General features: G+C 62.0%; 15 protein-coding genes. 6 read left to right on the top strand and 9 right to left on the bottom strand.

The window, feature by feature from the left end:
- Positions 1 to 90: 90 nt before the first annotated feature.
- Together M1E12_RS02895 and M1E12_RS02890 are read right to left on the bottom strand one after the other, a co-directional pair.
- Positions 91 to 594, bottom strand: a complete 504-nt coding sequence (locus tag M1E12_RS02895; RefSeq protein WP_136538417.1) for a DUF721 domain-containing protein — start codon at positions 592 to 594, stop codon at positions 91 to 93.
- Positions 575 to 1,801: an O-antigen ligase family protein gene (locus tag M1E12_RS02890; protein WP_479563671.1), complete on the bottom strand. Its 1,227-nt coding sequence runs from the start codon at positions 1,799 to 1,801 to the stop codon at positions 575 to 577. The genes M1E12_RS02895 and M1E12_RS02890 overlap by 20 nt, the downstream gene beginning before the upstream one ends.
- 77 nt (positions 1,802 to 1,878) lie before the next feature.
- On the opposite strand from M1E12_RS02890, the gene mutY reads away from it, so the two are divergent.
- Positions 1,879 to 2,955, top strand: a complete 1,077-nt coding sequence (gene mutY / locus M1E12_RS02885; RefSeq protein ID WP_479563670.1) for an A/G-specific adenine glycosylase — start codon at positions 1,879 to 1,881, stop codon at positions 2,953 to 2,955.
- Between the two features lie 3 nt (positions 2,956 to 2,958).
- Positions 2,959 to 3,570 carry an HAD family hydrolase gene (locus M1E12_RS02880; protein WP_479563669.1) on the top strand — a complete coding sequence of 204 codons (612 nt, stop codon included), beginning with the start codon at positions 2,959 to 2,961 and terminating at the stop codon, positions 3,568 to 3,570.
- Positions 3,571 to 3,749: 179 nt separating this feature from the next.
- On the opposite strand, the gene M1E12_RS02875 is transcribed toward M1E12_RS02880, so the two are convergent.
- Positions 3,750 to 4,880, bottom strand: a complete 1,131-nt coding sequence (locus M1E12_RS02875) for a DNA methyltransferase (protein WP_479563668.1) — start codon at positions 4,878 to 4,880, stop codon at positions 3,750 to 3,752.
- 262 nt (positions 4,881 to 5,142) lie between these two features.
- Between M1E12_RS02875 and M1E12_RS02870 the strand changes: the two genes are divergently transcribed.
- From M1E12_RS02870 to M1E12_RS02860, 3 genes are all read left to right on the top strand, one after another.
- Positions 5,143 to 5,391 (top strand): type II toxin-antitoxin system ParD family antitoxin, encoded by a 249-nt coding sequence (locus tag M1E12_RS02870; RefSeq protein ID WP_136538410.1) that lies wholly within the window; start codon positions 5,143 to 5,145, stop codon positions 5,389 to 5,391.
- The gene (locus tag M1E12_RS02865) at positions 5,388 to 5,681 is read left to right on the top strand and encodes a type II toxin-antitoxin system RelE/ParE family toxin (RefSeq protein WP_136538409.1); all 294 of its coding nucleotides are present in this window, start codon (positions 5,388 to 5,390) and stop codon (positions 5,679 to 5,681) included. Before M1E12_RS02870 ends, M1E12_RS02865 begins: the two co-directional genes overlap by 4 nt.
- Before the next feature lie 404 nt (positions 5,682 to 6,085).
- Entirely contained in the window at positions 6,086 to 7,021 is a 936-nt protein-coding gene (locus M1E12_RS02860; RefSeq protein WP_479563667.1) for a sensor histidine kinase, read from the top strand.
- Positions 7,022 to 7,054: 33 nt separating this feature from the next.
- Here M1E12_RS02860 and M1E12_RS02855 read toward each other — a convergent pair whose 3' ends face one another.
- Positions 7,055 to 7,396 carry an MmcQ/YjbR family DNA-binding protein gene (locus tag M1E12_RS02855; protein ID WP_479563666.1) on the bottom strand — a complete coding sequence of 114 codons (342 nt, stop codon included), beginning with the start codon at positions 7,394 to 7,396 and terminating at the stop codon, positions 7,055 to 7,057.
- Between the two features lie 283 nt (positions 7,397 to 7,679).
- On the opposite strand from M1E12_RS02855, the gene M1E12_RS02850 reads away from it, so the two are divergent.
- Entirely contained in the window at positions 7,680 to 8,897 is a 1,218-nt protein-coding gene (locus tag M1E12_RS02850) for an SEL1-like repeat protein (protein ID WP_479563665.1), read from the top strand.
- Here the strand turns inward: M1E12_RS02850 and M1E12_RS02845 are convergent.
- The 5 genes from M1E12_RS02845 to M1E12_RS02825 form a co-directional block, all read right to left on the bottom strand.
- Entirely contained in the window at positions 8,884 to 9,357 is a 474-nt protein-coding gene (locus M1E12_RS02845) for a DUF1284 domain-containing protein (protein WP_479563664.1), read from the bottom strand. The genes M1E12_RS02850 and M1E12_RS02845 overlap by 14 nt on opposite strands.
- A 26-nt stretch (positions 9,358 to 9,383) precedes the next feature.
- A complete protein-coding gene (locus M1E12_RS02840) occupies positions 9,384 to 9,974 on the bottom strand; it encodes a biotin transporter BioY (protein ID WP_479563663.1) in 591 nt (196 codons plus the stop codon).
- 687 nt (positions 9,975 to 10,661) lie between these two features.
- Positions 10,662 to 11,342, bottom strand: a complete 681-nt coding sequence (locus M1E12_RS02835; protein ID WP_136538403.1) for a GntR family transcriptional regulator — start codon at positions 11,340 to 11,342, stop codon at positions 10,662 to 10,664.
- Between the two features lie 74 nt (positions 11,343 to 11,416).
- Complete coding sequence (locus tag M1E12_RS02830) at positions 11,417 to 11,761, bottom strand: antibiotic biosynthesis monooxygenase family protein (RefSeq protein WP_113460564.1); 345 nt, start codon at positions 11,759 to 11,761, stop codon at positions 11,417 to 11,419.
- Positions 11,758 to 12,087 (bottom strand): NIPSNAP family protein, encoded by a 330-nt coding sequence (locus M1E12_RS02825; protein ID WP_136538401.1) that lies wholly within the window; start codon positions 12,085 to 12,087, stop codon positions 11,758 to 11,760. Before M1E12_RS02825 ends, M1E12_RS02830 begins: the two co-directional genes overlap by 4 nt.
- Positions 12,088 to 12,199 lie beyond the last annotated feature (112 nt).

The raw sequence follows: 12,199 nt of genomic DNA, 5'->3' as shown, positions 1-12,199 counted from the left end.
CAAACTTGGTCTCTCGGAACAGCGTCGGACGGCAGGGAAGTGCCAGACCCCTTCAGTTTCGAAGGGTTGGAGACCGCCGGGCCGCCGATCTCATTTGCGCCTGGCCTGCAGCACCGCCGTGCCGAGCCGTTCGACCGCGCGGCGCAGATTCTCGTCCTCGATACCATCCATCATGGCTTGGAGCCGGCGCGCCTTTTCGCCTTCGAGCTTGCGAATTTTCGGCCTTGCGCTTGCCACCGAGACCGGCTTTTGCACGATGCGGACCTGGCCGATGGCGGGATAGCCAAAGAAGCCGTTGATACGGGCAATGAGCTCGCCCTGGGCATGGGAGAGGAAGAGAGCGCGCGCACCTTCGCAGGCAATGGTCAACACGCCTGGACGGTGCCCCCCCTCCTCCGGCAGATCGGAGCGCCGCGGCCAGGCGATCTTCTCCGGCCGCGTGCAATCGGCAAAGCTTTCGCCGACAATGTCTTCCCAGGAGCCGAGCAGGGCCGTGTTGATGCCGGCACGGCGCGCCAGCACCGGGTCGACGATGCCATTGGCAATCTCGGCGATCTGGTTTGCGCCATAGCGGCTAGGCTGATCCTTCGACATCGTCACTCACTTTCGGCGTGGCCGATACGGCAATAACGAGCCCGATCCAAAGGAAAAGGGCGTTATAAATCGCGTGGCCGAAGATCTGGTTGACGGACCCACCCCAAATGTAAACGAAAACCAGGACCAATGCGATGTACAGTCGTGGATAGAAGTTGTGATCCCGCGGACAACGCCACGCGATCCAAACGGGTGCCACAAGCAGCAGGGTCATTACCACCAAGCCAGGTATCCCGTTGTCAAAGGCAGCCGTGATAAAGCCATTGTGCCAGTGATTGTAATTGTAACCTAGTAAACCGATGAAATGACGCCGGTTCTGAAATCCATGCCCATAGAGTGGCGCGTCCAGCACGCCAGCGAAACCATGAGACCACATGGCAAGACGCTCAGTGTAGGATCCGCCGAGCTGCGCAGTGCTGTCACCTTCCACCAAGACGGACCAGAGATCCGCAAAGCGTCTCCAACTATCGGAAACGTAAAATCCGAGACCTGCGAAGAGCAGCGCCGCCACAGCTATCAGACACAAATGCCAGATCTTCAGCCGGCCACGAAGGAAGATCAACCAGAAGAGAGCAAGCCCGATCAGCGGGACCGGCATGATACTTTTGGTCTGTGAAAAGAACACGCACAGAAAGCCGGCGCCGAATCCTGCGACAGCGAGCCAGCGATAGCGCTTGTCGGTGTCATTCAATCCCAAGAGGGCCAACGACGAAAAGATTGCCCCCATCGCAGCGAAGGGGATTGCGTTACCGGTGCCCGCTTCAACACGCATGCCGAGAATGAGCCCCTGATAGAGAGCGATCGGCAGTGTCACGAGTCCCCATGCGGCCGAAGCGATCCATATGGTCCGAAGCAAGCTCTCACCCGGCACCACGGCCAGCCTCGCAGCTACGAAGAAGGGCAGAACGAATATGATGTGCTTGAGCGGCTGGCTCCACTCTTTGCCGGCAGGGGTAAAATAGGTGCCGTAGTGCAGGAGGAAGTATGCAACGTGGATGAAGAAATAGAGAGCCGACATGGCAACGAACAAGCCAATCGCACCATCGAGCCTAGGAGCCAGCCTTCCGATCGCCAAGTAAATCAGCGCAAGGGCAGCAGAAGCAATGAAGGTGAGATGCAAGATCGCATTGTCCAGCGCCGAAAGGCTCAATATGACAAATAGTGCCAGGATCGTGTTGCGCCTCAAGGCAGAGGACTGTAGCTGCATTCAATCTCCGGAGCATCGATTTGCCAGGTGCTATCGTCACGCGATGATCTAACTGCATCGGGTTCACCGTTCAACCAATGATAAAAGATATCACCGCCAATCTCCTCGCCTGGTACGACCGGCATCACCGTGATCTGCCATGGCGGATCTCGCCCTCGGCTGCCAAACGCGGGGTGAAGTCGGATCCCTATTACATCTGGATGTCCGAGGTGATGCTGCAGCAGACGACGGTTGCGGCCGTGAAGGCTTACTTTGCCAAGTTCATTGCGCGCTGGCCGACGGTTAAGGATCTGGCGGGAGCGCCGAGCGAGGATGTCATGGCGGCCTGGGCGGGGCTCGGCTATTACGCCCGCGCCCGCAATCTGAAGAAATGTGCGGAGGCCGTGGCCTTTGAGCATGGTGGCGTCTTTCCCGATACCGAAGAGGGACTGCGCGCGCTGCCCGGCATCGGCGACTATACGTCGGCCGCGGTTGCGGCCATTGCCTTCAACCGACCGGCTGCTGTCATGGACGGCAATGTCGAGCGCGTGATCTCGCGGCTCTACGCGATCGAAGCGCCGCTTCCTGGATCGAAGCCGCAGATGAAGGCGAAGGTCGCGGAACTCACGCCGGTCAACCGGCCAGGCGACTTTGCCCAGGCGATGATGGATCTCGGCGCCACGATCTGCACGCCTAAACGCCCGGCCTGTGCGCTCTGTCCGTTCAACGACGTCTGTGTGGCCCTGGCGAGTGACGAGCCGGAGCGCTTTCCGGTCAAGGCCGCCAAGAAGGCAAAGCCGGTGCGGCTCGGGGCTGCCTTCATCGCGGTCGATCGCGACGGGCAGCTCCTCTTGCGCAAACGGGTGGAGAGCGGGCTGCTGGGTGGCATGACGGAGGTGCCGACGACGGACTGGACCTCACGGCAGGACGGGGAAACGGGCATCGAGGCCGCGCCTTTCCCGGCCGACTGGCAGCCGGTAGGCGCGATCTCCCATGTCTTCACGCATTTCAAGCTCAGGCTCTCGATCTTCCGCACCGGCCCGATCGACCGTCCTGCCGGCGATCACGGTTTCTGGGTGCCGGTCACCGAACTTGATGGGGAAGCGCTGCCGACTGTCATGAAGAAGGCAATTGCAGCCGCTATTCCGACGGCCTTTTCAACTCTCAAGGGATAAGACATGACCGAAATCCGCCATATCGTCTTCGACATCGGCAAGGTGCTCATCCATTACGATCCGAACCTCCCGTTTTCCCGGATCATTCCCGACGCCGACGAAAGAGCGGAGTTCTTCGCCAAGGTCTGCAGCCATGACTGGAACCTGGAGCAGGATCGCGGCCGCAGCTGGCACGATGCCGAAGCGCTGCTGATCGAGCAGTTCCCGGAAAAGGAAGCGCATATCCGGGCGTTCCGGACGTATTGGGCCGAGATGGTGCCCTATGCCTATGAAGACAGCGTCGCCATCATGACCGGGCTCATCGATGCGGGCCGCGACGTGACCATGCTCACCAATTTCGCCGCCGACACATTTTCGGAAGCCCGCCAGATATATCCCTTCCTCAACCTGCCGCGCGGGGTCACCGTTTCAGGCGAAGTGGGCATGATCAAGCCTGACGTGGCGATCTACGAGCGGCATGCAAAGGACTTCGGGCTTTCGCCGGAACATTCCGTCTTCATCGACGACAGCCTGGCCAATGTCGAAGGCGCGCGCGCTGCCGGCTGGCAGGCGGTGCATTTCACAGGAGCGGACAAGCTGAAGGCGGATCTGGCGGCGCTGGGCGTCTCTGCCTGAGGTTGGATGCTGGCGCGGGTGGAGTTGGCGGACCCCTGCCCGCGCCAGATCGATCCCTGAAGATCGAATGCAGCCCGATTAACGGCTTCGACTTGCTCGAAGCTGATCACTTTTATGTGAAGTTATTCTAATATTGGAGAAAATTGGCTTCGGCACATGGCGCGCCGAAACCTCTTTTGTCACTCCAGGCCGCCCATGCGGCTGCGGATGATTGCGCGCAGATCGTCGATCGGCTTCAGGGCGCCCTCTTCCTCTGTATGCCAGAAGGTCCAGCCATTGCAGGCATCCAGCCCCTGAACGCGGGCGCCGACGCGGTGGATCGAACCCGCCTCGCCATTTGCCGTCAGGGTGCCATCGGCACGGATGATGGCGGAGTGGCGGCGCTTGGCGTCGGTCAGGACCTGACCGGGCTTCACCAGGCCTGCTTCCAGAAGCACGTTGAAAGCGACACGCGGCTCGGCCTTCTTGCCCGTCATGACGGTCAGTTCGACCTTGCCCAAAGGCTCGACGGCGGCGATGCGGGCGGAGGCGGCGTCGATGTAATCCTGCTCGCGCTCGATGCCGACGAAATGACGGCCGAGACGTTTTGCAACGGCCCCTGTGGTGCCGGAGCCGAAGAAGGGATCGAGCACGATGTCGCCCGGCTTGGTGGATGCCATGATGACGCGGGCGAGCAAAGCTTCCGGCTTCTGGGTCGGATGGACCTTCTTGCCGTCGTCGCCCTTCAGCCGCTCGCCGCCCGAGCAGATCGGGAAGAGCCAGTCGGAGCGCATCTGCACGTCGTCGTTCGAGGCCTTCAGCGCATCGTAGTTGAAGGTGTAACCCTTGGCCTTGGGATCGGGCGAGGCCCAGATCATCGTCTCATGAGCGTTCTGGAAACGACGGCCCTTGAAGTTCGGCATCGGGTTGGTCTTGCGCCAGACGATGTCGTTGAGGATCCAGAAGTTGAGATCCTGCAACGTCGCGCCGACGCGAAAAATGTTGTGATAGGAGCCGATGACCCAGATCGTGCCGGTCGGCTTCAGGACGCGGCGGCAGGCGAGCAACCAGGCGCGGGTGAAGGCGTCATAGGCTTCGAAGGAGGCGAACTGGTCCCATTCGTCGTCGCAGGCATCGACGAGCGACTGATCGGGACGGTGGAGAGCGCCGCCCAGCTGCAGATTGTACGGCGGATCGGCGAAGATGACATCGACGGATTTGTCGGGAAGGGCTTCGAGGGCGGAAACGCAATCGCCCTTGATGATGCTGTCGACCCAGGCAAAGGGGTCGGACGAACGGCGGAGTTCGGCAATCGGAAACACAGAAGCCATCGGTTACTCACTCTTACGCTGACGCAGCACGGAACACGATGCTTATGGTTACCGAAGTTGGTTACCGAAGGGTGAAGAGGGACTGAGATTTTGTGCGGGGGTGGGATTTGGGGCCTTTGCGGAGGCGAAAGCCGCAAAGCTCACAGCAGCGAAGTTGAGAACTGCAGTAAGCTCAGCAAACTCATTATCAAGCCACTCACGGCGCTAAACTTGTCTTCCCACACCTGGTATTATATGTTGGTACAAGCAAGGAGACGTGCATATGCCGCGCAATACGTCCGTGACGCTTGGTGACCATTTTACCAGTTTCATCAATGAGCAGGTGGAGACCGGGCGTTACGGCTCTGCCAGCGAGGTGATGCGGGCGGGACTTCGGCTGCTCGAAGAACACGAAGCCAAGGTAAAGGCGCTGCAGGATGCCTTGATTGAAGGCGAGCAGTCCGGCGAGCCTCGACCCTTCGATTTCGAAGCCTTCAAGGCACGCAAGCGAGCCGAGTTCAAAGGCCAATGAAGGCGCTCGCGCTTTCGCCAGCCGCAGAAGCCGATATTGACCAGATCTGGGATTACACAGCGTTGACTTGGGGCGTGGACCAAGCCGACGCCTATACGGATGATATCCGCACGGCCTGTGTGCAGCTTGCTTCTGGCGCCTTACGAGGTCGTCCGGCGGATGTTCGTGCAGGCTATCTGAAACAGTCGATTGGGTCGCATGTGATCTATTTCCGAGACAAGCCAGACCGGATCGAGGTCCTTCGCGTCCTGCATCAGAAGCAGGATGTCAGCCGGAACTTGGCGAACTGAGACCCCCTGCATCCCTGACGCAAAAGGTTTCTCCTCAGCGATACGCGCCACCTTCTATCGCTGAGAAAAGAAAGGCGCCTCGTTGCTACGTATACCAGACCTTGCCGTTGACCATGAAGGACATGGGAAGTCCGAAGGCCCTGTTCCTCCTGCTCGGCAACATCAGGACGATCTGACGGAGCTTGTCGAGGGGCGGCACGTCGCGCCGTGCCTTTAAAAACAGCCCCTGTCCTGTCACGATGTTGCGAGCTATATAGGAGACATCGGATCGGACAGGCGCCAGTCGGGCGCGTTTGAAAAATTCGGTCGCCAACAGCTTCAGTCGAACAGCCTAGCCTTGTCACGCGTGCCGGATGCCTATGTCTCCCAGAGAAATTCAACATCATCGTTTCGTCCAGGCTGCTTTGGCTTCATCTGATGACTGCATCAAGATCATCGGCCTGGACGGCAGCCTGCAATACATGACCGATGGTGGACGGCGTGTGATGGAAGTCGATGATTTCGACGCCATCAAGGGTTGCCCCTGGCCGGACTTCTGGCGTGACGAGGGCAATCGGGCGGCTGTCGCCGCGATCGAAGCGGCGCGTGAGGGCCGCGACTCCCGCTTCACCGGCTATGCCGATACGGTCAAGGGAACCAGACGTTTCTGGGACGTCAAGGTGAGCCCGATCTTCGCCGAAGACGGCAGCGTCGAGAGTATCCTCTCGGTGTCGCGCGACATCACCGCGATCAAGAATTTCGAGACCGAACAGGAACTGCTGCGCAGCGAACTTTCCCATCGGATCAAGAACATCCTGGCGCTCGTCCAGTCACTCGCGAACCAGACGCTGCGAAACGACAGCGACATGACAACATCGCGGATGGCGTTTCTGGAACGCCTGCATGCGCTCAGCCATGCCCAGGATCTGTTCAGCAGCCATAATCAGGTGTCGACGACACTGTCGCATCTGGTCGAGTCGGCGATCTCGATCCAAGATCCGAGCCGCGTCGAGGTCAGCGGTCCGGACGTGCATCTGTCTTCGAAAAGCAGCCTGGCCTTTGCGCTGACACTGCATGAACTGATGACGAACGCCGTGAAATACGGCGCGCTATCGAATGCCGAGGGCAAGGTCGCCATCTCATGGTCCGTCGAGCCGGGCGATGGTGAGCCGGAGCTGCATTTCCAGTGGAAAGAGCACGGTGGACCGGTGGTCGTGCCCCCGGAACGCAAGGGCTTCGGCTCGCGGATGATCGAGAAGGCGTTGGTCGGCTATATCAACGGCGCGGCGAGCATCACCTATGCACCGACCGGTCTGGTGGCAGAGGTGCGCGGGCCACTGTCGGCGCTGCTGGCGCTGTGATCTGGACTGCGCCGGAGGACGCGACCGGGTCCGCTACCGCTTCGTATCCCAGGCCTTCACCACCGCCTTCTTCGCCTGTGCCCGCCAGACGCGGATGAGGTTTTCGCGCGCCCATTCGCTATCGAGCCTGTCCGGACGGGCAAGCACCATGGGGTAAGGCCGGTGGTGATCCGTGGTGAAGAAGGTGTCGGGGTCCATCTCGATCAGGTGGTCGCGCTCCTCGAAGGGGACTTTGAAGACCGGGCAGTCGTGGGTCGGATTCCAGAACAGCATGGCCTTGCCGTTGACCTTGAAGGACACGGCGTTCCAGGAGGTGGTTTCCTCCGTCGTTGGCAGAGCGAGAATAATCTGGCGCAGCATGTCGAGGGTGATCATCGAGCGGCCTCCGTCAGGCAAAATTGCCATGGATGGAGCGAGCTGTCACGGCGTGCGTTCCTGCGGTCGAATGCCAGCCGTGCGGGATCTTTAAGGCTCGCGGCCTGTGGCCCAAGCCGACACCGATGTGCGCAATTAAATCACTGTATCGCAATAACTTTTTTGTCACCCTCTCCTCCAGGATACCTCCAGTTTTGGCCGCTCGCGCTGGTTGACGGGAATGCTCCTCTCCTGTGATCTCGCTGCACTACCGGGCTGGGATGACGAAGGGGTTCGAATGCGCATGGTCCAGATTTCTATCCGTCGACTTGTTGGCTCTGCCGGGCTCTCTCTGTTGCTGTTCTCCGCAGCGCAGGCCGAGACACAATCGGTTCTCGACTGTGACCGCTATGCCGCCAGCAACAACGACACGGGCACCACGGCCGGCCGGGCGGGCATCAAATTCAAGGATCTGGACCCCGAAAAGGCGAAGCCCGCCTGCGAGGCCGCCTATCGTGAAAACCCCGACATGGGGCGGCTTGCGTTTCAGCTCGCCCGCACCGAAGTCAAACTGGGAAACCATGAGCGCGCCAAGACGCTTCTGGAAGAAGCGGTCAGCAAGGGCTACATGCTCGCCGCCGTCGAACTCGGCCTGATCTATGATGTCGGCCGGGGTGTGCCTGCCGATCTCAACAAGGCGGCAGAGCTTTACAAGCAGGCAGCCGATGACGGCTGGGCCGTGGGCATGTCCAATCTGGGCGATCTCTACCGCCTCGGCTTGGGCGTCGAGCAGGATCTGCAGAAGGCACTGGAGCTTTACGAGCAGGCGATTGCGCGCGGCCATACATCGGCCCTCGGCCGAAAGGCCATGGCGCTGGCGGAGCTCTACAAGGAGGGGGACGATCCGAAGCCCTTGGTCGCCGCCTTGGTGGAGGCCGCGTCACGCAATGATGGAATTGGCAGCGCGGATCTCGGCTATGCCTATCTCAACGGTCAGTATGGACTGCCGGTGGATCCGATCGCCGCCTCCGTGCATCTGAAGAGAGGCTATGATCTCGGCGAAGGCTGGGCCGGGATCTATCTGGCGCTGATCGAGATCGCCCGCTGGGACGGTGACCTGCAGGCGGCGGACAGACTGCGCCAGCTGCTGGACACAATGGCCGAGGGGACGGACAACGAGCTGCGCGCGCAGGCGCTGGCGCTCAAGGGGCAGCTGGGGCTCCTCGTTGGCGCGCCGAAGGCGGAAGTGGCCGATCTCATCGACCGCGCCTCTGCTCTGTTGCCGGAGGATTCCATCGTTCTCGATAGCCGGGCCGCTCTCATGGCCGCAGACGGCAAGTTTTCCGAGGCCGACGCCCTGCTGGAAAAGGCCTCAGAGAATGCCGCGGACTGGGCTCCCTATCTCGCAAGGCGCAGCGTCATTCAGCAGAAGCTCGGCAATGCGACACGGTCCGAGGAACTGAAAACCCTGGCGGGGAACGCCGCGGAAGGACAGTATTTCCTTCAGTTCATCGATCCGTGATCTCCACCCCTCCCCGCCGCTTTCGCGCATCCTGGTCCACGGGATCGACGCGTGCACCGAGATAGCCGCCCTCGGCGACGCCGTCACAGAGACTTGCCCATTCGCAGCCGGAACAGGCTGTGCGGATCTGGCCGGTGGCGAACGCTTTTCTCAGGCGGGCGAGCAAGGCTGCGCTCGGGACAATGCCGGCACCCGGCGCAAGCGGGCTGCCGATCAGGCGGGCGACAGCGTCTGCCGCTGCCCGGTCCCGCTCTATGACGCTTGCGCCATGGCAATGGGCGTCAGGGTCTGCGGTCAGCGGGACGCAGATATCGTCCGGCCCCGCCACCAGCTCGATCTCCTCGCCACCCGAAAGCCTTGAGGCAATCACCTCGTAGTTCTCGACGAAGGCGGGCGAATAGCCCTTGCCGACATAGGTCAGCATGCAGAGCAGGTGGTGGGCGCGGAGCCGGACGGTCATTCTTGCTTTCGTCGGTTGTCAGTGTCTCAGAGGTCGCGCTTGCGTGTCTGGCGGCGGGCCAGCGCCAAAAGCAGCGCGGCGGCGAGTGCGGATTTGAGCACGGCACCCAGGATGAAGGGTGTGACGCCGAGTGCCAAGCCCTTTTCGGCACCGATCAAATAGCCAAGCCAGGCGCCACCGATGACGAGGCAGAGGATGTTGGCGGAGAGATGGGCGAGGAAGCTCTTGACCACGCGCGCTCCCGTCCAGCCCTTTTCGGCGAGATAACCGGCCAGTGCCGCGATGATCGGGAAGGAGACGAGGTAGCCGGCGGTCGGGCCGACGAAGGGCGCGAGGCCACCGCTGCCGCCAGCCAGCACCGGCAGACCCATCATCGCCTCGCCGAGCCAGGCGAGCACGGTCAGCGCGCCGAGGCGCCAGCCATAGAGCACGCCGATCATGGTGACCGCGAAGGTCTGCATGGTGATAGGCACCGGCACCATGGGCACCGAGATCTGCGAGGCAAGCGCCAGCACGCCGGTGCCGAAGAGGAGAAGAGCGGCCTGCACGGGAAGCGAACGGCCTGAAATGCCGAGAGGATCGAAACCGCGGACGGCGGGTGCGAGAATGGTCGTCATGGGCAATCTCCGTTTTATAGATAATTTTAAGTGGCATAGAATCTTTTATCTATGGAATCCGTGAATGCCAAGATCGGCAAATCAGGAATCTTAGGCGGAGCGCCACGAAAGGGGTGGAAACTGTCGACTTAGTCGAAGCGCGCGCTTGTATTTATCTATAATTTTTACCAGGATTACGAACCAGCCCCTCACCCCTGCCCTCTCCCCACCAGCGGGAGAGGGAGGCATGCGCCGTCGGCGCTTAGGCTTTGCCCGCGGGCAGACTTCGGTTTCCCCGCGGGCGGAGCAAGGGTCCTCTCCCAGCGGCAGGCAAGTGGCGCTCAACGGGCGGAGCGCTCGAAGCCTCACCCTGAGGGGCCTGCGCCAGCAGGCCTCGAAGGGCAAGGCCACAGAGATCACATCCGCCCTCGTCCTTCGAGGGGAGTATTCGCTCGCACCTCAGGATGAGGGCTGGCGTATGGCAGGCGCCGCCAACACCCTCCCCTTGATGGGGAGGGTCGGACCGAAGGTCCGGGGCGGGGTGACGGCGATGCTTGCCGGAGACGATGGCGAGGTGGTTTTTCGATTCAAAGAAGCGGCCGGTGGCGGAAGTCGGACAGGTCCGCGGGGTTCACCCCCACCCGCCGCTTTGCGGCGACCTCCCCCCTCAAGGGGGAGGTGGAGTGCAGCACAGCCCGTTGGCGATACTCAGCCGACGATCGCGAAACCCTCGGTCTCTGTACGTCCCGGCACCGGCAGGGGCGCGCGGCCGATCCACTGGACGTGACGCTCGAGAATGCGGGCAGCCTCGGCCGCGTCGCCGGACTTCAGCGCTTCGAGGATGGCGCGATGGTCGTGGTCGGTGCGGGCTTCCCAGGTGGCGCGCCAGGCGACGAAGAGGAAGCGGGCGGAGACGGCATGCAGATCGTCGATGACCGAGAGCAGCCGCGGCATGCCGCAGGTGGAGACGATCAGGCGGTGGAAACGGCGGTTCGCCTCCTCCCAGGTGCGGACATCCTTGGCGTCGTCTGCATCGGCTGCGGCCTGCTCGGCGGCGGCCAGAACCTCGGGCGTGAGGTTGGGGGCGGCGTGGCGAAGGGCCAGCACCTCGAGGGCCGCGCGCATTTCGGCGACTTCGCGCACCTGTTTCAGGTCGAAGCTTGCGACGCGCACACCGCGGCGGGGCAGAGAGATCACAAGCCCCTGCGCCTCCAGCCGGCGGAAGGCCTCGCGCACCGGCACGTGGCTTGCTCCGAATTCCTCGGCGATATGATCCTGGGCCAGACGCGCGCCGGGCACGAGTTCCCCATGGATGATGCGCTCCGCCAGCGCGCGGCTGATGCGGCTCGCCACCGTGTCCTTCAAGGAATCGTCGCGCGTCTTGGGCATGCGGTCATGCATAGAGAGCGGGGCATGGCTTGTCGAGGGAGAGGACTTCTGACCTCACCCCCAAAACCCTCCCCTCACCCATGCCGGGCGCGGCTGTCCTCCGGCGCCTCGGCGCGGTCGTCCAGACCATAGTCGCGCAGCACTTCGGCGACGCGGAGGCGGTAGGCGGCGAAGACGCCGCCACGGCCGGCGGATTGGGCGGCGCGGTGTTCTTCCGTCTCGCGCCAGCGGCGAACTGCTTCTTCATCGCGCCAGAAGGAGAGCGAGAGCAGCTTGCCGCGCGTCGTCAGGCTCTCGAAGCGCTCGACGGAGATGAAGCCGTCGGTCGCCTCCAGATGGGCACGCAGGTCCCCGGCAAGGTCGAGATAGCGGTGACGCTCGCCGAGGAAGGGCGTCACCTCGAAGATGACGGCGATCATGGCTGGACCTTCGAGGATACCGGGTTGGAGACGTTTTTCAGGAAGAGGCGGTCCTCCTCCAGGATGAAGCGGGCATTTCTGGCGAATTCGTAATTCGCCTTGCCGAGCGGATCGGCAGCGAGCTTCGCGCGGTAGGCCTCGTAGGCCGCCAAATTCTCGATGTGGTAGATGCCGTAGGCCGTGGTGGCCGAGCCCTCATGCGGGGCGAAATAGCCGACGAGATCGGCGCCGCAACGGGGGATCGCCTCGCCCCAGTTGCGGGCATAAGTGGCGAAGTCCTCGCGACCGAAGGGATCGATGCGGTAGCGGATGATGCAGGTGATCACGGGAAGCTCCTCGTTGGTTGCGAGGCGGGTTTGCCATGAAGGAAAGACGGGATGCTTCGATCGGGATCGAAGTTTTGCTCGCCACCCTCGCCACTGACAGTTCGACCGGGAT

The sequence above is a fragment of the Rhizobium sp. K33 genome, from assembly GCF_056501445.1.
This window is presented reverse-complemented; position numbering and strand designations above follow the sequence as displayed.